This window comes from Rahnella sp. CFA14(1/10), from assembly GCF_004195095.1.
Classification (GTDB): domain Bacteria; phylum Pseudomonadota; class Gammaproteobacteria; order Enterobacterales; family Enterobacteriaceae; genus Rahnella; species Rahnella perminowiae.
Map to the genome: position 1 here is coordinate 419,334 of NZ_SEWS01000001.1, position 19,876 is coordinate 439,209.

General features: G+C 50.3%; 19 protein-coding genes. 10 read left to right on the top strand and 9 right to left on the bottom strand.

All coding sequences use genetic code 11. From position 1 onward, the window contains the following. The first annotated feature begins 225 nt into the window (after nucleotides 1–225). Entirely contained in the window at nucleotides 226–423 is a 198-nt protein-coding gene (locus tag EVX52_RS02085; protein WP_129952137.1) for a hypothetical protein, read from the top strand. A gap of 44 nt (nucleotides 424–467) precedes the next feature. Here EVX52_RS02085 and EVX52_RS02090 read toward each other — a convergent pair whose 3' ends face one another. The 3 genes from EVX52_RS02090 to icd all read right to left on the bottom strand — a co-directional run bounded on the left by EVX52_RS02090 (nucleotide 468) and on the right by icd (nucleotide 4,279). Continuing rightward, nucleotides 468–2,048 carry a diguanylate cyclase gene (locus tag EVX52_RS02090; RefSeq protein ID WP_240783426.1) on the bottom strand — a complete coding sequence of 527 codons (1,581 nt, stop codon included), beginning with the start codon at nucleotides 2,046–2,048 and terminating at the stop codon, nucleotides 468–470. Nucleotides 2,049–2,354: 306 nt separating this feature from the next. Beyond that, a complete protein-coding gene (locus EVX52_RS02095; protein WP_129990504.1) occupies nucleotides 2,355–2,834 on the bottom strand; it encodes an anti-virulence regulator CigR family protein in 480 nt (159 codons plus the stop codon). A gap of 191 nt (nucleotides 2,835–3,025) precedes the next feature. Continuing rightward, on the bottom strand, nucleotides 3,026–4,279 hold the full coding sequence (gene icd / locus EVX52_RS02100) for an NADP-dependent isocitrate dehydrogenase (protein WP_015697904.1): 1,254 nt from the start codon (nucleotides 4,277–4,279) through the stop codon (nucleotides 3,026–3,028). A gap of 132 nt (nucleotides 4,280–4,411) precedes the next feature. Here icd and rluE point away from each other — a divergent pair, with 132 nt between their 5' ends. From rluE to EVX52_RS02145, 9 genes are all read left to right on the top strand, one after another. Beyond that, nucleotides 4,412–5,038 (top strand): 23S rRNA pseudouridine(2457) synthase RluE, encoded by a 627-nt coding sequence (rluE, locus tag EVX52_RS02105; RefSeq protein WP_129951801.1) that lies wholly within the window; start codon nucleotides 4,412–4,414, stop codon nucleotides 5,036–5,038. Then, nucleotides 5,031–5,477, top strand: a complete 447-nt coding sequence (locus EVX52_RS02110) for an NUDIX hydrolase (protein ID WP_129990505.1) — start codon at nucleotides 5,031–5,033, stop codon at nucleotides 5,475–5,477. Before rluE ends, EVX52_RS02110 begins: the two co-directional genes overlap by 8 nt. A 247-nt stretch (nucleotides 5,478–5,724) precedes the next feature. Continuing rightward, nucleotides 5,725–6,834 (top strand): tRNA 2-thiouridine(34) synthase MnmA, encoded by a 1,110-nt coding sequence (gene mnmA / locus EVX52_RS02115; RefSeq protein ID WP_129951803.1) that lies wholly within the window; start codon nucleotides 5,725–5,727, stop codon nucleotides 6,832–6,834. A 192-nt stretch (nucleotides 6,835–7,026) separates the two neighbouring features. Beyond that, entirely contained in the window at nucleotides 7,027–7,653 is a 627-nt protein-coding gene (hflD, locus tag EVX52_RS02120; RefSeq protein WP_015697908.1) for a high frequency lysogenization protein HflD, read from the top strand. A 23-nt stretch (nucleotides 7,654–7,676) separates the two neighbouring features. Continuing rightward, nucleotides 7,677–9,047 (top strand): adenylosuccinate lyase, encoded by a 1,371-nt coding sequence (gene purB / locus EVX52_RS02125; protein WP_129990506.1) that lies wholly within the window; start codon nucleotides 7,677–7,679, stop codon nucleotides 9,045–9,047. Between the two features lie 206 nt (nucleotides 9,048–9,253). Continuing rightward, the gene (gene phoP / locus EVX52_RS02130; protein ID WP_129951805.1) at nucleotides 9,254–9,928 is read left to right on the top strand and encodes a two-component system response regulator PhoP; all 675 of its coding nucleotides are present in this window, start codon (nucleotides 9,254–9,256) and stop codon (nucleotides 9,926–9,928) included. A gap of 26 nt (nucleotides 9,929–9,954) precedes the next feature. After that, nucleotides 9,955–11,412, top strand: a complete 1,458-nt coding sequence (phoQ, locus tag EVX52_RS02135; RefSeq protein WP_129951806.1) for a two-component system sensor histidine kinase PhoQ — start codon at nucleotides 9,955–9,957, stop codon at nucleotides 11,410–11,412. A 160-nt stretch (nucleotides 11,413–11,572) separates the two neighbouring features. Then, entirely contained in the window at nucleotides 11,573–12,694 is a 1,122-nt protein-coding gene (locus EVX52_RS02140; protein ID WP_129951807.1) for a cupin domain-containing protein, read from the top strand. A 189-nt stretch (nucleotides 12,695–12,883) separates the two neighbouring features. After that, nucleotides 12,884–13,597, top strand: a complete 714-nt coding sequence (locus tag EVX52_RS02145; protein ID WP_129990507.1) for a hypothetical protein — start codon at nucleotides 12,884–12,886, stop codon at nucleotides 13,595–13,597. Nucleotides 13,598–13,609: 12 nt separating this feature from the next. On the opposite strand, the gene EVX52_RS02150 is transcribed toward EVX52_RS02145, so the two are convergent. From EVX52_RS02150 to lolC, 6 genes are all read right to left on the bottom strand, one after another. Then, complete coding sequence (locus tag EVX52_RS02150; RefSeq protein ID WP_129990508.1) at nucleotides 13,610–14,107, bottom strand: hypothetical protein; 498 nt, start codon at nucleotides 14,105–14,107, stop codon at nucleotides 13,610–13,612. A gap of 330 nt (nucleotides 14,108–14,437) precedes the next feature. Next, nucleotides 14,438–15,667, bottom strand: coding sequence for a peptidase T (gene pepT, locus EVX52_RS02155; RefSeq protein WP_129990509.1), 1,230 nt, complete (start codon nucleotides 15,665–15,667; stop codon nucleotides 14,438–14,440). A gap of 146 nt (nucleotides 15,668–15,813) precedes the next feature. After that, a complete protein-coding gene (gene cobB, locus EVX52_RS02160; RefSeq protein ID WP_129951812.1) occupies nucleotides 15,814–16,641 on the bottom strand; it encodes a Sir2 family NAD+-dependent deacetylase in 828 nt (275 codons plus the stop codon). Nucleotides 16,642–16,689: 48 nt separating this feature from the next. Continuing rightward, nucleotides 16,690–17,940, bottom strand: coding sequence for a lipoprotein-releasing ABC transporter permease subunit LolE (lolE, locus tag EVX52_RS02165; RefSeq protein ID WP_129951813.1), 1,251 nt, complete (start codon nucleotides 17,938–17,940; stop codon nucleotides 16,690–16,692). Then, entirely contained in the window at nucleotides 17,940–18,644 is a 705-nt protein-coding gene (gene lolD / locus EVX52_RS02170) for a lipoprotein-releasing ABC transporter ATP-binding protein LolD (RefSeq protein ID WP_129951814.1), read from the bottom strand. The genes lolE and lolD overlap by 1 nt, the downstream gene beginning before the upstream one ends. Then, entirely contained in the window at nucleotides 18,637–19,839 is a 1,203-nt protein-coding gene (gene lolC, locus EVX52_RS02175) for a lipoprotein-releasing ABC transporter permease subunit LolC (RefSeq protein ID WP_129951815.1), read from the bottom strand. The genes lolD and lolC overlap by 8 nt, the downstream gene beginning before the upstream one ends. Nucleotides 19,840–19,876: the final 37 nt, after the last annotated feature.

The window sequence follows — 19,876 nt, forward strand, 5'->3', positions numbered from 1 at the left end:
CCCTTTCAACGTATAAAGTAAACCTTTATTCAATATGCCGTTAACCGCTTCGCCAGTTGTAACCGCAATAAGTCGCCAATAGCCGCCGGCAAACGGTTTATCTTCTCTGAGAAGTAACAGCGGCAGTACCTGCTTACAGATAGCAAAATGACAAACCGCAGGGGTTATGACATTTTCTGTGACAGCATTATTTGTTCATTGGGGAGAATTGAGTTGAAAAAAACGATGTTGGGTATAGCCATTTTCAGCATGATGTTAGTAAGTTCATTTGCTCAGGCGGAAGGATGTCTTAAAGGCGCAGTGGCGGGAGGCGTTGTCGGTCATCTGAAACATCACGCTGTACTCGGCGCGGTGGCAGGATGCGCTGTCGGGCATCATCTCGCAGCGCAGGCCAAAAAGCAGCAGGTTGCAGCGGCTAAATAAACAGCATCAGGGCCGCCGGGTGCCCTGATGAGATGAATTTCTACTTATTCATGAATAACAATCATGCGATTACGTCCATCCTGCTTGGCTTTATATAACGCCTCATCGGCTTTCTTCAGCGAAGCGTCAGGTTCACCCGATAGCTGATTGCAATGTGCTACGCCTAACGAAATGGTAATCGGGCGAATACCCGGCAAGGACATTTTTTCCACATTAAGACGCAAACGTTCTGCAATGATTTCAGCTTCGGCAAGCCCTGCCCCCGGCAGTAAAACCAGGAACTCTTCTCCGCCAACGCGGCAGAGAATGTCACTTTCACGGGCATTATTGCGGATTTGCTCCGCCAGAGATTTAATCACTTCATCACCGATGTTATGCCCGTACGAGTCATTAATGGATTTAAAATGATCAATATCCAGCGCAATAACCGAAAACTGCTGGCGTTGCTGAATCACGGATTCCAGTGTCATCGCCAGCCCGCGCCGGTTGAACAACCCTGTCATCGGATCCGTCTGCGTTTCAAACTTGAGCTTGCCAATCTTTTTCTGCAGCAAGTTAATACCCATCAGCAAGGCACGCTTGAGCTGGGTTGATTCAAAATACCATGACGGAATTTCACGGATATTCGTCGAAATATCCGGCTTATCCATTTCATTGGCACTTCGTGCCAGCAGCCAGAGCGGATGCGCAATCATACGCGAGCATAGCCAGACGCAAATCAGCGTCAGTAATGCCAGGGGTGTCAGATGCTTGAGCACCTTGATCATTAACCCATCCAGCGGCTTGAGCGTCGCATCGGTCGGCCTCTGGGTAATGATTTCCCAACCAGACGACGGCACTACCGCATAACCGGCCAGCATCGCTTCTCCGGCCAGATTGGTGACCATCAGGCTACCATTGGTATGCTGTTTTACCACTTCCGTCACCGGACGCGGTTTCAGCACTTCCCCGATACGAAACGCATCCGGATGATAGAGAATGCGGCGCTCGTTATCGAGTACGGCAATATAGGAACCATCGCGGTAATAATGCTCGCCGAGTAACTCATTCAGAATGCTTTTCTGCCGCAGATAAATGGTGCCGGCAATATAGCCGAGGTATCTGCCGTCGCGGTGGAAAATAGGTGCCGATATCACAATCACCAGATTCTGAGCGGCAGAAATATAAGGTTTACTGATCAGCGGGCGGCGCTCTTTCAGTGCTTCAAGAGCACCGGGCGTATTCAAAATACGGCCGACCATCTGCAGGCTGTCAGGAGAAGTGGCCAGAATTTTGCCTTGCGCATTGGTCAGCACGACAGAGTTAAAACTGTCTGTCTGGTATTTCAGTCGAGCCGTTTCCGCCTGCAGGATTTCACGATCGTCAAAATGGCTCGCCGCAATTGTACTGCTGTAAGCGAGCTGTTTTTGCATGTTTTTTAGAAACTGTTCCGTGCTGGCAGCCAGTTTCGTCGCATAAACACGGTTCTCTTCAAGCGTATTGTCGATCAGTAACTGGCGCTGTACACGATAACTGGCATAAAAGCTGTTGGCCAACGTCACAAAGGCACTCATCACAGCTAAAATCAGAATCAGGCGTCGCAGATCAATACGGAACAGAGAGCTGGAAAGGAGTGAGCGCAACAAAAAGTCATACCTGTGGTAGAAAGTGGCTCATATTTATCACCACCGCCCCACATGCACAATAAGGCAGGAAAAATAAACCATTATCTGCCTGAATCTGTAGCGAAAAAAGTTCACTGGCAAGCGGAACATTCTTCAGATAATGATTGATTTAGCCTTAGTAGGATTTAATGCGTAAACCCTTTACGGGATATCCCCTCATAGTCACCTTCATCGTGGTGCGCATAAAAAACTGCACCTTAACTCAGTTGGGTGTCCAACTTTTGGGGTGCAGTCCAATGCGGGGCTTAAAAGCGTGTTATGACAATTTTAATCGAATACGCCATTAATAATCGAAGTAACAATTGCAGTACTCAGGGCAACCAGAACTAAATCATCACCCACGGCCCGCCATTCATAACCAGGGTAATATGGCAACTCGTTCAGCATTGCGGCAGGAACCGCTTTCCTGGCGATTCCCGGCGGCAGGGGTTTGCCGCGCATCAGGTTTTTTGCGATTCCTGGCGGTAGTGACTGATATCCGGTCAGTCCATAATTTATTGCGAGTGAACGGGCACGTGAGAAGCTGATATCTGACGAGACATGGTCCGGCTTACCGTAATTTTTACGATTCCCCGTGTGCTCGGCTGATTTACCATTTCCCTGAGCTTTATTGCCGTGGTTATTGCCATTGCTATTACCGTGGCCATTGCCATTGCCATTGCCGGGATTAGCAAAAACCGGCGCTGTAAGCACTGTCAGAGAAATAACCGCCGCCAGAGCAATCCGGAATGTGCGACGCGTAAACATGATGGTTTTTCCTTGAGGTGAATGACACTTTTAAAGCTATGTTAGAAACCTCACTTACACAATCTCACGTATTCTTATTTATATTTTTAAAGCGATGGAAAACTTAAGAAGAGTTTTGCAGAAGAACTTTAGGCGGGATGAAAAACAAAGGGGGCGCGATGCCCCCGATATCTACTTCAACAATATCGCAATTACATATTTGCGATCATGTCGTCGGCAAACTCGCTACATTTGCGCAGCTTAGCGCCTTCCATCAGACGTTCGAAATCGTAAGTCACAGTTTTGTTGGCGATAGCGCCTTCCATGCCTTTGACGATCAGGTCTGCGGCTTCGAACCATTCCATATGACGCAGCATCATTTCTGCGGAAAGGATGATTGAACCCGGGTTCACTTTGTCCTGACCGGCATATTTCGGTGCAGTACCGTGAGTCGCTTCAAACAGCGCGCAATCAGAACCGATGTTAGCGCCCGGTGCGATACCGATGCCGCCAACCTGCGCCGCCAGGGCGTCAGAAATGTAGTCACCGTTCAGGTTCATACAGGCGATCACGTCGTATTCAGCAGGACGCAGCAGGATTTGTTGCAGGAATGCATCAGCAATCACGTCTTTAATGATGATGTCTTTGCCGTTGTTCGGGTTCTTGATTTTCACCCAAGGACCGCCGTCGATCAGCTCACCGCCAAACTCTTCACGCGCCAGCTGATAGCCCCAGTCCTTGAAGGCACCTTCGGTGAACTTCATGATGTTGCCTTTATGAACCAGCGTCAGTGAATCACGGTCATTGGTGATGGTGTATTCAATCGCCGCACGAACCAGACGTTTGGTGCCTTCTTCAGAGCAAGGTTTGATACCGATACCACAATCTTGTGGGAAACGGATTTTCTTCACGCCCATTTCGTCTTGCAGGAACTTGATCACCTTATCGGCTTCAGCAGAACCGGCTTTCCACTCGATACCTGCATAGATATCTTCGGAGTTCTCACGGAAGATCACCATGTCAGTATCTTCAGGACGTTTAACCGGGCTTGGCGTGCCGGTGTAATAACGTACCGGACGCAGACAGATATACAGGTCGAGTTGCTGGCGAAGTGCCACGTTCAGGGAGCGAATGCCGCCGCCAACAGGTGTGGTCAGTGGCCCTTTGATAGCAACACGATAATCGCGGATCAGATCAAGGGTTTCTTCTGGCAGCCAGACGTCTTTACCGTACAGTTCTACGGATTTCTCGCCGGTATAGATTTCCATCCAGGAGATTTTACGCTCGCCTTTGTAAGCTTTCTCTACAGCCGCATCAACGACTTTGATCATGGCTGGCGTTACGTCAACACCGATACCATCACCTTCGATAAACGGGATAACAGGATTATTAGGAATGACCAGTTTACCCTGAGCGTCTACTGTAATCTTTTTACCTTCAGCCGGAACCACTACTTTGCTTTCCATTAACCTCTCCTTCGAGCGCATTTTTGTTAAAAATTTGTAAGATGCCGGTCGATATTACTCGAATATTTCTCGCTAGCCAATCCGAAACATTTTTCAAGTATAATGCGCTAATTCTCTCTAACTTCAATGCCTATGAACCCGCTATCTTTTAAAAATCACAACGTTAAACGTTTCAGCAAAAGGCCTGCCAAAGAACAATCTGCCTCAAAAGGGCCCAGAAAGGTGATTCTTTTCAATAAACCGTTCGATGTGTTGCCACAATTCACTGATGAGGCGGGTCGGGCAACACTTAAAGATTACATTTCATTAACAGAAGTTTATGCCGCAGGCCGTCTGGATCGGGACAGCGAAGGTTTACTGGTGCTGACCAACGATGGCAAACTGCAGGCTGCACTGACCCAACCGGGTAAACGCACCGGTAAGATTTACTTTGTCCAGGTCGAGGGCGAACCGGATGACACAGCAGTGAAAGCATTACGCGAAGGCATTACGCTTAAAGACGGGCCGACACTCCCCGCCGGGGCAGAAATTGTCGATCAACCAGCATGGCTGTGGGCACGTAATCCGCCGATCCGCGAGCGCAAATCTATTCCGACAACGTGGCTGAAAATCACGTTATACGAGGGAAGAAATCGTCAGGTGCGTCGCATGACGGCCCATATCGGTTTTCCGACGCTGCGTCTGATCCGCTATAGCATGGGCGAGTTTACCCTCGGCGATTTACAACCCGGCCAATGGAAGGAAATTCCACATGTTTAAACCGCACGTTACTGTCGCCTGCATCGTTCAGGCACAGGGAAAGTTTCTGGTTGTCGAGGAAACCATTCACGGCAAAGTCACCTGGAATCAGCCTGCCGGCCATCTTGAAGCCAATGAAACCTTAGTCAGCGCTGCAAAACGCGAACTGTACGAGGAAACCGGCATCCACGCCGAGCCGCAGTCTTTCCTGGGATTACATCAGTGGCAGGCACCGGACGGCACGCCTTTCCTGCGTTTCTCCTTTGTGATTGATTTACCTGAAATTAGGGAAACGGCGCCGCAGGACGATGATATCGATCAGTGCCGCTGGGTTACTGCTGAAGAAATTATCGCGTCTGCGCAACTGCGCTCCCCGCTGGTGGCGGAAAGCATCCGCTGTTACCAGCAATCGCCACGTTATCCGCTGGAAATCCTCCATAATTTCAACCTGCCGGAATAACTCCCCTCGTCCGGTTGTTGTCACGCGCTTAATCAGCGGTGCAGCAACCGGCCCGACGTGATAAAATTTCGCGCTTCACGATTTCCCTCGTGGGAAACCGTTGGAAAGCAGTATCTCTCTGTTCGGGTTTCTGTGGTGTTCGAGTTTTTGTGATGTTTTAGTTGCGCGCGGCCTTCATCCTCGTGGGACAAGCATCCGAAAAACACCGTCAGTACCGGGCAATTAATTCATGTGTTTCGGGACTATTATGTCTGACAACAGCCAGAAAAAAGTGATCGTCGGGATGTCCGGCGGTGTCGATTCCTCTGTCTCTGCCTACCTTCTCCAACAGCAAGGTTATCAGGTCGAGGGCCTCTTCATGAAAAATTGGGAAGAGGATGACGACGAAGAGTATTGCACAGCAGCCACAGACCTTGCCGATGCGCAGGCCGTGTGCGACAAGCTTGGCATTGAATTGCACACTGTGAATTTCGCGGCGGAATATTGGGACAACGTGTTCGAATTATTCCTTGAAGAATACAAAGCCGGACGTACACCAAACCCGGATATTCTGTGCAATAAGGAAATAAAATTTAAAGCCTTCCTGGAATTTGCGGCTGAGGATCTGGGCGCCGATTACATCGCGACCGGTCACTATGTTCGCCGCCAGGATATTGACGGTGTCAGCCATTTGCTGCGCGGCGTTGATAGCAATAAGGATCAGAGTTATTTCCTCTACACGCTCGGTCATGAACAGGTCGCACAAAGTCTGTTCCCGGTCGGTGAGCTGGAAAAACCGGAAGTCCGCCGCATCGCCGAAGAACTGGATTTAATCACCGCAAAGAAAAAAGATTCTACGGGGATCTGCTTCATCGGTGAGCGTAAATTCCGTGATTTCCTCGGGCGCTATTTACCGGCGCAACCGGGGGTTATCAAAAGCGTTGACGGTCAGGTAATGGGACAACATCAGGGTCTGATGTACCACACGCTCGGTCAGCGTAAAGGTCTGGGCATCGGCGGGCAGAAAGACGGCAGCGAAGAGCCCTGGTACACCGTTGAGAAGGATGTCGAAAACAACATTCTTTACGTCGCACAAGGCCATGAGCATCCGCGCCTGATGAATGTTGGTCTGATTGCCCAACAGCTACACTGGGTGGACCGCAAAACACTGACCGCCCCGCTCACCTGCACGGTGAAAACCCGTTACCGCCAGGAAGATATCCCGTGCACAGTCACGCCGCTCGGTGATGACCGCATCGAGGTGCGTTTCAATGCACCGGTTGCCGCTGTCACGCCGGGTCAGTCCGCAGTGTTTTACCTCGGTGACGTGTGTCTCGGCGGGGGCGTGATTGAACAGCGCCTGCCGCTTCAGGTCTGATATTTCACGATTATGTGATTGAATACGGGACGCTTTCAGGCGTCCCGCTTTATTTCTGCCCGACAGTGACGCTCCGCGCTGATTCCGAACTGTGTTTAGGGCCAGTTTTATGGCATGATCTGTCGCCATGAATTCGGACTATTTTCTTTGTCACCGCGTCTCATCGTTTCAAAAACGCTTACAGGAGTAAACGTGGCTAAAAATTATTATGACATTACGCTGGCTTTGGCGGGGATCTGTCAGGCAGCACGCCTGGTCCAGCAACTGGCACATGAAGGTCATTGCTCACAGGAAGAAATGTCAGTTTCACTGCGCAGCCTGCTGGAGATGAACCCGGCATCTACGCTGGCGGTGTACGGTAATAATGAAGCCAATCTGAAGATGGGACTCGAGACATTACTGGGCGTGCTGAACGCCAACCGTCAGGGGCCTGGCGCTGAATTAACACGTTACGCATTAAGCCTGATGGTGCTTGAGCGCAAGCTCTACGCCAACAAAGCCGCCATGAATCAGCTCGGTGAACGTATCGATCAGCTCGATCGCCAGCTGGCACATTTCGAACTGGAATCTGAAACGATGATAAGCTCTCTGGCCTCGATTTATGTCGATGTGGTCAGCCCGGCCGGTCCCCGCATTCAGGTGACCGGTTCACCGGCCATTTTGCAAAATTCACAAGTGCAGGCAAAGGTCCGCGCCATTTTACTGGCCGGCATTCGCTCCGCGGTGCTGTGGCACCAGGTGGGCGGTGGTCGTCTGCAACTGATGTTTTCCCGTAATCGCTTGTTTGAACAGGCGAAGAATATTCTCGCTCATTGTTAATAAGATCCCAGGAGTTGCTACCGATGGAATTATCCTCACTGACCGCCGTTTCCCCCGTTGATGGACGCTACGGTGATAAAGTCAGCGCGCTGCGTACTATTTTCAGCGAATTTGGCCTGCTGAAATTCCGTGTGCAGGTTGAAGTACGTTGGCTGCAAAAACTGGCAGCCTGTGCAGAAATCAAGGAAGTTCCTGCTTTTGATGCCGACGCAAACGCTTTCCTCGACAAGATTGTGGCAGACTTCGATGTTAATGACGCACAACGCATTAAAGATATCGAAAAGACTACCAACCATGATGTGAAAGCGGTTGAATATTTCCTGAAAGAAAAGGTGGCAACGATCCCGGCCCTGCACGCGGTATCGGAATTCATTCACTTCGCCTGTACTTCTGAAGACATCAATAATCTGTCCCATGCGCTGATGTTGCAAACCGCCCGTCAGGATGTGGTGCTGCCCTACTGGAAGCAAATTATTGATGCCGTAAAAGACCTGGCACATAAATACCGCGACATTCCGCTGCTGTCCCGTACCCACGGCCAGCCAGCAACGCCATCGACCATTGGTAAAGAACTGGCTAACGTCGCCTACCGTATGAACCGTCAGTTTAAACAACTGCAAAATGTCGAAATCCTCGGCAAAATCAACGGTGCTGTCGGCAACTACAATGCCCACATCGTGGCTTACCCGGAAGTTAACTGGCATCAGTTTAGCGAAGAGTTCGTGACTTCTCTGGGGATTACCTGGAATCCGTACACTACTCAGATCGAGCCGCATGATTACATCGCCGAGCTGTTTGACTGCGTGGCACGTTTCAACACTATCCTGATCGACTTTGACCGCGATATCTGGGGTTACATTGCCCTGAACCACTTCAAACAACGTACCATCGCGGGTGAAATCGGTTCGTCCACGATGCCGCACAAAGTAAACCCGATCGACTTCGAAAACTCCGAAGGCAACCTCGGTCTGTCCAATGCTGTATTACAGCATCTGGCCAGCAAATTGCCTGTATCACGCTGGCAGCGTGATCTGACGGATTCCACGGTACTGCGCAACCTCGGTGTCGGTCTGGGCTATGCACTTATCGCTTATCAGGCGACCATGAAAGGCGTCAGCAAGCTGGAAGTAAACGAAGCAAATCTGGCAAACGAACTGGATCACAACTGGGAAGTGCTGGCTGAGCCAATCCAGACCGTGATGCGCCGTTATGGCATCGAAAAACCTTACGAGAAGCTGAAAGAACTGACACGCGGTAAACGTGTTGATGCCGCCGGCATGCAGGCATTTATCGATTCACTTGAATTACCGGAAGACGAGAAAGTACGTCTGAAAGCCATGACGCCGGGTAACTACATTGGTCGCGCCACCACCATGGTTGACGAACTGAAGTAAGTTTTTAAAGTGTTGTACCAGAGGCGGCCTGCGGGCCGCCTTTTTTAATCCCGTTCCTGCACAAAGCTGCTTATAATTCGTTTAGGTTTTGTTGATGTTCGGCACACCTGTGTTGACCTGAGGTTGATTAAAGTGTTTCTGAATCATTTACAATCGCATGCAGAATATTTAAACCATTTTTCGCGCTGTCAGGATAAGGAATTACCATGCGGATTTTAGTCATTGAAGATAATGCACTGTTACGTCATCACCTCTCCGTACAGTTGCGGGAAATGGGCCATCAGGTCGATGCGGCGGAAGATGCCAAAGAAGCAGACTATTTCCTGCATGAGCATGCGCCCGATATCGCCATTGTTGACCTTGGTTTACCAGGCGAAGACGGCCTGAGCCTGATCCGCCGCTGGCGCAGTCATCAGACCAATCTGCCGATTCTGGTCCTGACCGCCCGCGAAAGCTGGCAGGATAAAGTGGCAGTGCTGGAGGCCGGTGCGGATGATTACGTCACTAAGCCATTCCATCTGGAAGAGGTCCTGGCGCGTATGCAGGCGCTGATGCGCCGTAACAGCGGCCTCGCTTCTCAGGTGATCACGCTGCAACCTTTCCAGATTGATCTGTCACGTCGCGAACTGACCGTAAATGAACAGCCAATTAAACTGACCGCTTTCGAATACACGATTATTGAAACGTTGATCCGCAATGCAGGAAAAGTGGTCAGCAAGGATTCGCTGATGCTTCAGCTTTATCCGGATGCCGAGTTGCGTGAGAGTCATACTGTCGATGTTCTGATGGGCCGTCTGCGTAAAAAATTGCAGGCAGAACATCCGGTTGATGTGATAACGACCGTGCGCGGTCAGGGTTACCGTTTCGACATCAGGTCATAATCATCGACATATTCAAAGGACGCTTCATGAAAGGACGTCGTACCCGGAACCCCTTCTCCCTTCGCGTCCGCTTTATGATGGCAACCGCGGCGGTGGTGCTTACCCTGTCTCTGGCCTACGGGCTGGTGGCAGTGGTCGGTTATATGGTGAGTTTCGACAAAACCGCCTACCGTCTCCTGCGCGGCGAAAGTAACCTTTTCTTCAGCCTTGCGCAGTGGCGCGACGGCAAACTGACTATCAATGTTCCGCCTGATCTCGACCTTAACACGCCAACGCTGGTGTTTATTTACGACGACGAAGGGAAATTATTGTGGGCTGAGCGCCGCATCCCTGAACTCGAAGCGCATATTGATAAAGCATGGATGAACAAACCTGGCTTTTATGAGCTGGATACCGATACACAAATCAGCAGTGAAGTACTGGGGAATAACCCGAAAGCGCAGGATAAGCTGAAGGATTATGACGATACCGACGCCAACGCGATGACCCACTCCATTGCGGTCAATACCTACAATGCGACATCTCGTCTGCCGGCGCTGAACATCGTGGTGGTCGATACCATTCCGCAGGAACTGCAGCGCTCTGATCTGGTCTGGGAATGGTTCAGTTATGTATTACTGGCGAACCTGTTGCTGGTTGTGCCGCTGTTATGGCTGGCCGCTTACTGGAGCCTGCGGCCCATCAAAGAGCTGATTCATCAGGTCGCCGAACTGGAAACTCATGAGCGTGAGTCGCTTGATGAAAATCCGCCACGCGAACTGCGCGGTCTGGTGCGTAATCTGAATATTTTGCTGCATGGCGAACGCGGCCGTTATGATCGTTACCGCACCACGCTGGCGGACCTGACGCACAGCCTGAAAACACCGCTGGCCGTATTGCAGTCTACCCTGCGTGCACTGCGAAATGGTAAACAGATGACCATCGAAGATGCTGAGCCGGTCATGCTTGAGCAAATCAGCCGCATCTCGCAGCAGATTGGTTATTACCTGCATCGTGCGACATTGCGCTCTGAACAAAACCTGCTGATCCGTGAAGTTCACTCCGTCCCGGCGATCCTTGACGGATTATGTTCAGCACTGAATAAGGTTTATCAGCGTAAAGGGGTGGTGATCACAGTGGATATTTCACCGGAAATTACCTTTGTGGGCGAAAAAAATGACTTCATGGAAGTCATGGGCAACGTCATTGATAACGCCTGTAAGTACTGCCTTGAGTTTGTCGAAATCAGCGCCGTGCACACCGAAAATCAGCTGGTGATCCTGATTGAGGACGATGGCCCGGGCATTCCGGACAGCAAACGCGAAGTGATTTTCCAACGCGGGCAGCGTGCCGATACCTTGCGTCCGGGACAAGGTCTGGGGTTATCGCTCGCCAACGACATCATTGAACAGTACGACGGCAAAATTATCATCGGTGACAGCCCGCTTGGCGGCGCCAGCATGCACGTCTGTTTTGGTCTGCAACAAGGCATTGAACTGGAGTAACGTTCTCCCCCGACTACTTTGTCAGCAAATTTCGGCGCAATCTTATCCATTGTGCAAAATTTGCTGGCAATTGCCCCACTCAGCTGCAACACCTTCCGTTATAATCATTTACAGACTCCGCACTTCTTTATCACCCTCCATTTAATGCAAGGGAAATACTATGGATTACCAACTCGACCTAGACTGGAATGATTTCCTGCAGCGTTACTGGCAAAAGCGTCCGGTCGTATTAAAGCGCGGCTTTAAAAATTTCGTCGATCCGATTTCTCCGGACGAGCTGGCCGGTCTGGCAATGGAAAATGAAGTGGACAGCCGTCTGGTGAGCAATCAGGACGGTAAGTGGAATGTCAGCCACGGGCCCTTTGAGAGTTATGACCATCTGGGGGAAACAGGCTGGTCGGTGCTGGTGCAGGCTGTCGATCACTGGCATGAGCCCTCTTCTCATCTGATGACGCCATTCCGCCACATTCCTGACTGGCGCATGGATGATTTAATGATTTCCTTCTCGGTGCCTGGCGGTGGCGTAGGCCCCCATTTGGATCAGTACGACGTATTTATCATTCAGGGTACCGGCCGCCGTCGCTGGCGTGTAGGCGAAAAAGTCGCGATGAAACAACATTGCCCGCATCCTGATTTATTACAGGTTGAACCCTTCGATGCCATTATCGATGAAGAACTGGAACCCGGCGATATCGTTTATATTCCGCCGGGCTTCCCTCATGACGGCTATTCACTGGAAAACTCCCTCAATTATTCTGTGGGTTTTCGCGCACCAAACGCCCGTGAGATGGTCAGCGGTTTTGCCGATTATGTGCTTTCCCGTGAACTGGGCAGCCACCGTTACAGCGATCCGGAACTGGTTGAACGTGAGCATCCGGCTGAAGTACAGCCTGCCGAACTGAATAAACTGCGTTCCATGATGCTGGATTTGATTGGTAATCCGGCGCATTTCAATAACTGGTTCGGAGAATTTATTTCCCAGTCTCGTCATGAACTGGATCTGGCGCCACCGGAGCCTCCTTATCAGGCCGGGGAAATTTATGAACTGCTGGAGTCAGGTGAAACCCTGGAGCGTTTGGGGGGCCTGCGCGTCCTGCGCGTGGGGGATACCTGCTACGTTAACGGTGAAGCAATAACCACAGAACATATCGGTGCGGTAGATGCCATTGCACGCCATAAAACCGTAACGAAAGAAATGCTCGGCAATGCGCTGGACGACCCGTCCTTCCTCGCCCTGCTGTCTGCACTGGTCAACAGCGGTTACTGGTATTTTAACGATTGATATCAACGGACATTTATCATTAAGATACATACAGGGTACCCGGTATCCTGTATGTATTAATGAAGTTAACATTTCCATATTAATATAGTTTAACCGATGAATAAGGAGTTGGTAATAGTCACAGGTTACTTTTAATTTTATACTGCCTTTACAGACCCTCTATTCCCCTATAATGATGAAAGGCAAACCATGTTTTTTACAAAATTTTTCGAGAAAAATAAAGTTCATCCTATCCCATCACATTTTTCCGGAAATAAAATCACCACACACCCATTACAACACACTGATTGCAACCTGACGCTTAACATATCTCCTGAAATCACGCATAAACTCTTCAATACCATCAACGGAAACATTGCCAGGGATATAAGTAAGTTTGGAAAATCAGTAATGAACCCCAGTATGCTGGCTGATATTTCCCGTATGCATTATTATATTAATAATAAAAAAATATCGGTACCCGGCAATGAGATTAAATCAAAATTAAACTTCTCAGCTCAGATCCTTGAACCGCAAAACGAATGGATTCAGGAGCATATTGGTTCACTTTCCTCTTTCTTACATCAGGGCATTTTCCCGGATTTTTTTGGTGCCGTCGACGACTGGAAGGCCAGTGATAGCACTAAATGGAAAATCGCCATGGTTTCTCTGGACAGAAATAAAACCGATACACGTTTCTATATCTCCAGCAATGGCATGATCAGACTCATTGCTCAGGCAAATATTACAAATATCATTCTCAGAAATAACGATATTTTGATGGTGGATAAAAATCGCAGCATTTTTACCCTCCAACTTTCGTTCCGTGCGGTGAAGATGCCTGACAGATGTATCATCACCACACAAGGTAACGAGGCAGATGGAAGCCAGATGGTTTTACACGGAATTGAACGATTAAAATAATGCCCGGTCAGTTCATCTAAGCCGAAAAATGAATTTTAAAGGATTAAGGTTCAGTGACTTGGCATGCAAACTTATTTTTACAGCCATATTTTTATCTCTAAGATAATTACAAGCTATCCCTATGCGCTTAGGCGTACAGGGTAAAAACCCTCCCTGCATGTAGTCAAAGGCCTTTGCACGTAACGATGAACCGACCAGCCCTGCATTAATAACCCGACCAACTATATCGGCACAATTCTTCCCTACAGTACGAAATGAGGATCCCCCTTGTTTATGGCAAATGTCATACCAGGCCATTTTCATCATGTGCTCATTCAGATTCATTAATCCGTAAATCACATCGGGGAGCCCGCCTTCAGCATAGGCATCAGATCGGTAAGTGGTTAAATCGGCATTTCCATGAGCGCTTATTCTGGAAGGAAATTTACCGAACAAGACTTTTTTAGCGTCTCTTGCCTCTGGCCACCAACTGACATAAAGGCTGGTTTCTAAAATATCACCAATAAACATTGACGCATGACCTGCACTCCCTGCATGCGGATACCAGATTAATACCAGGCACTATATCGTGAGCTTGTTTCTGGTGTGAAGGTGCGTATTTTCACAAAATCTCGTAATTCTCTTATATCCGTTGCGTCCATTGCTTTAAATCCTTAAAAATAAAAAGCGTATCTTACAGGCATGGGATATGAGAAAAAAATACAAATTAGACATGCAATCTCAAAATATATTTAGATAATTTATATTTCGCCATAATGACAAGGAAACCAGAGGGGATAATCAAGAAAAGATAAACAGCCTTATATTGTTAAAATTTATAACTCAAAGGCTGACCTGAACTTATTGAGATTTATTCGCCGTCAGTTCCGCAATACGCATAATCACCGAGACGGCTTTTTCCATCCCTTCGAGCGTAACAAATTCATGTTTACCGTGGAAGTTATATCCGCCGGTAAAAATATTCGGACAAGGCAAACCGCGGAAAGAAAGTTGGGCGCCATCAGTGCCGCCGCGGATTGGCTTCATGACTGGCTCAATATCGCAATCTTTCATCGCCTGCTGCGCCAGCGCAATAATGTGCGGATGCTCGGCCACTTTGTCGCGCATATTGTAATAATGATCGTCGAGCGTCACTTCAATATAGCAGTCGCGGTGCAGGCCTTTGCCGACCACATGTGCGATATCGATAATTTTTTGCTTACGGGCTTCGAACTGCGTCTTGTCAAAGTCACGGATGATGTAATGCATTTCTGCGCGTTCAACATTGCCCTTGATGGTCGTCAGGTGATAAAAACCCTCGTAACCTTCAGTATGTTCAGGTGTTTCTTTCACCGGCAGTTCGTTGTGAAAACGGGTTGCCAGTGATAATGCATTTACCATCACCCCTTTGGCGCTGCCCGGGTGTACGTTGTTGCCGACAATTTTAATAGTGGCCGAGGCCGCGTTAAAGTTTTCAAACTCCAGTTCGCCCACGCCACCACCATCGACGGTGTAAGCCCACTGCGCGCCAAAGGCCGAAATATCAAAACTCTGCGCACCTTTGCCGATTTCTTCATCCGGCGTAAAGGCAATGCGTACCGGCCCGTGGGGAATATTGCTGTTTTTCAGGCGGACCATCGCGGTAATAATTTCAGCAATACCGGATTTATCATCAGACCCCAGCAACGTTTTGCCATCCGTAGTAATAATCGTATGGCCGAGAAGCTGGTGTAATACCGGGAACATCACCGGCGATAATATTTCATCGCCATTACCCAGCGCGATATCTCCGCCACGGTAATTTTCTACAATCTGTGGATTGACATGTTTCGCTGTGAAATCAGGTGCGGTATCCAGATGGGAAATAAAACCGATTACCGGCACATTCCAGGCGACATTGCCCGGCAAGGTGGCCATTACACAACCTTTATCACTGAGCGTAACCTGCGAAAAACCCAGTTCAGTCAGCTCATTACGCAAGGCCTGGGCCAGCCTGAGTTGCCCTTCAGTACTGGGCGTGTGCTTAACATTGGGCTTAGACTGAGTATCGAAAGAAACATAATGAAGAAAACGATCAAGCAACTTATTCATTGGGATATCCTCTGGCGGCTGGGTTTTATTATGCGCAGCATGAAAACCCTGAATATTGCGTCAGGTCATTTTTCACCAAGTTTAACGAGATATGTCTTTGGGGCAGGCGCAATTTTTTGGCGGGAACAGTAAAAAAAGCCTGGTGTTCACCAGGCCTGGTCTTTCTTAGTCAGGAACTTATGGACAAATTCCGGGACGATCTGGCTCGCCAGTCCGTAGTGCTTCATATCAAATTCACTTTCAACCTGACTCGGCTCAAGATTCAGCTCAACAGCACAGGCCCCCCCAATGCGCGCCTCATGAACAAATCCGGCAGCCGGATAAACGTGGCCTGACGTACCGATAGCGACAAAGAAATCGGCCTTAGCCAGTGCATCGTAAATTTCGTCCATACCAAAAGGCATTTCCCCAAACCAGACAATGTGCGGGCGCAGCGGTGCCGGAAACTGACAGCAATGGCAGCGGTCATCCACAGTCAGATCGCCTGGCCAGTCCAGCACCTGCCCTGACTGTGTACAACGCACTTTCAGTAATTCACCGTGCATGTGAATAACACGTGAACTGCCCGCGCGTTCGTGCAGGTTATCGATATTTTGTGTGACCAGCAGAAAGTTGTCGCCGAGTGCTTCTTCCAGCGTGGCCAGCGCGGAATGTGCGGCGTTAGGTTTGAGATCTTCAGCCTGCAACTGGCGGCGGCGCTCATTATAAAAACGCTGCACAAGTTCAGGATCACGGCGATAACCTTCCGGCGTCGCCACATCCTCGACACGGTGTTCTTCCCACAACCCGTCGGCAGCGCGGAAAGTACGAATGCCCGATTCGGCGGAAATCCCTGCGCCGGTCAGCACCACAACAAACGGTTTCTTCAGCGATGCAGCCGCCATCGAATCCCGGTGGAAGATATTTGACCGGAATCGCTGATGGCGAATACGCTTATTTTTGCGAAACCGACACAGACGATGACGTGTGCGCATGAAATGCTCCTTACTCTCTGTGTCTGATTAAAACTTCGTTTAAATAGATTACTGGCCGCCACTGAGTACGCGGGCAGGATCGATACGACTTGCACGGCGTGCCGGATACCAGCTTGCCAGCAGACTCAGTACCAGCGCAGTGAGCAGTACACCCGCCACATCCAGCCAGTGAACTTCAGAAGGCAGGAAGTCAATGAAGTAAATATCGCCCGACAGGAACTGATGACCGGTCAGTTTTTGCAACGCATTGACGATATTCGTCAGCTGGAAAGCTGCGATCACGCCGATCACCACCCCCGCCACGCTGCCCACCAGGCCTGCCAGTAAACCGTACCAGATGAAGACCGCGCGGATAAGGCCGTCTTTTGCACCCAAAGTGCGTAAAATTGCGATATCACTGCTTTTATCTTTTACTGCCATCACCAGCGTCGAGACGATATTAAAACAGGCAACGCCAATCACCAGCACCATCGCCATATACATGATAGCGCGCACCATCTGGATGTCCCGGTACATATAGCCATACGTCCCGATCCAGCTGCTGATATAAACGTAAGCCTGCGTCACTTTCCCGGCATCATGCACCAGTTTCTGGGCGGCAAAGACATCGTTCACTTTGATATCAATACCGGTCACGCTGCTGCCCATATCCTGATATTGCTGGGCATCGGCCAGAGGCACCATGCCAAGGCTGTGATCAAGTTGTCCGCTGAGCTGCAAAATACCAGCTACCTGCAGGCGAATACGTTTTGGCTGTAACAGCTTCATCTCCGGGTCGCTGTTCGGGATCATCACCGTCACCCAGTCGCCCTGTTTCACGCCCACGGCATCCGCCACGCCTTTGCCAAGGATCAGCTGCTGCTGACCGGCTTTAAAACTCTGCCAGGCATTATTCTGCACAAATTTCGGCGCAGCACTGACGCGCGGTTCACTCTGTGGGTCAACGCCTTTCAGCTGAATGGCACGCAGTTTGGCTCCGTGCTCAATCAAGCCGTTGAACTGGATATAGGGCGCTGCCGCCACTATTCCCGGCACTTTCTCCACACGATCCAGCACATCCTGCCAGTTGTTGAACGGCTGATTGACCGGGCGGATCTCGCCGTGCGGCACGACCGCCAGAACACGTTCTTTCAGCTCACGTTCAAAACCATTCATGGCACTGAGGCCGACGATCAGCACTGCCACACCCAGCGCAATGCCTAAGGTTGAAATCACCGAAATCAGCGACACCATGCCGCTGCGACGGCGGCCACGGCTAAACCGCAGACCAATCAATAATGAAAACGGAATGCCTGACATTACTTCGCTCCCAGCAACATCGAATCCTGTTGCAGCTTGCCGTCACGCATTTCCAACTGACGCGTCAGGCGGTTTGCAAGTTGCAGATCATGCGTCACCACCAGAAATGCTGTTCCCTGACGCATATTCAGTTCGCCGAGCAGTTCGAAAATGCTGTCGGCATTACGCTGATCAAGGTTACCGGTGGGTTCATCGGCCAACACCAGCGACGGATTATTCACCAGCGCACGGGCAATCGCCACGCGCTGGCGTTCACCGCCGGAAAGCTCGGAAGGACGGTGATTGCTACGATGTTGCAAACCCACCGCTTCGAGCATCGCCATCGCCCGCTCCTGAACTTCTGCGGGTTTCTTTTTGCCGATCAGCAGTGGCATCGCCACGTTTTCCAGCGCGGTGAAATCCGGCAGCAAATGGTGGAACTGATAGATGAAGCCCAGTTCACGGTTGCGCAATTCTGATTTCGCCGATGAAGACATGCCGTTCAGCGACTGACCTTTGAAAATCACTTCACCGGACGTCGGGGAATCCAGCCCGCCCAGCAAATGCAGTAACGTACTTTTGCCGGAACCGGACGTCCCGACAATCGCCATCATCTCACCTGGCTGCATGGCAAAACTTACGTCACGCAGCACATCGGTGTGCATTTTGCCTTCCTGATAAGTCTTACAGAGGTTTTCACACTGCAATAATAAAGAATTACTCATAACGTAAAGCCTCTGCGGGATGGGTGGCAGCAGCGCGCCAGGAAGGATAAAGCGTTGATAATAAAGCGATGACCATCGCGACGAGCGCGATGACCACTACCTGAACCGGTTCGATATCGACCGGCAGCGATGCGCCATCAAGCATCAGCCCGATAGCGGGCATAATCGTATTCAGCTGAGTGGCAAGCACCACACCCAGCACGGCCCCGAGCAATGCGCCAATCACACCTGCACTGGCACCCTGCACCATAAACAGCGCCATAATCTGGCGGCGGCTTAAGCCCTGCGTTTGCAAAATGGCCACTTCGGCTTGTTTCTCCATCACCAGCAGTCCCAGTGACGTAATAATGTTAAACGCAGCGACGGCGACGATCAGGCTCAGCAGCAGCCCCATCATATTTTTCTCCATGCGCACCGCCTGGAACAATTCGCCGCGACGTTCCCGCCAGTCTTTCCAGCTGGCACCGTCAGGCAGTTTTTGCGTACTCAGACTGTCGACATCCAGTGGTTTGTCGAGGAACAAACGCCAGCCGGTCACGTTACCTTTCGGATACAGCATCAGCCGGGAGGCATCCTGAATATTGACCAGCATCTGGTAACCATCCACTTCGCTGTTGGCGGAGAAGGTGCCGATAACATTGAACAAGCGCTGGCTCGGGACGCGACCGACCGGTGTAAACTGGCTGACGCTGGTGACCATCAGACGTAACTGATCGCCGCGACGCACTTTTAACTGCTGCGCCAGTTGATCGCCAAGAATCACGTTGTATTTACCGGGTTGAAGTTCCTGCTGGGCAACCCCAATTAAGTATTTTGCCAGCGGATCTTTCTGGTCAGGATCCACACCGAGCATTACCCCCACCGCGACGCTGCCGGGACTTTGCAGCACGACATCACCGGTGGTCAGTGGCACAGCGCTATTAACGCTTTTCAGCGCCGAGACTTGTTCATGCGTGATTTTTTGAGGGTCGAGAGACCCTCCCGGCGTGGTGATTAACGCCTGTGGCATCAGACCCAGAATGTTACCTTCCAGATCTTTCTCAAAACCGTTCATCACTGACAGCACGGTCACTAACGCCATCACCCCGAGGGTAATGCCAATAGTGGATAACCAGGAGACAAACCGCCCGAAGCGGTCCGAAGCACGTCCGCGCATGTAGCGCAGACCGATAAATAACGCGACAGGTTGATACATAACATCCGTTTTAAATGCTTGGCCGCAAATAAGTGCG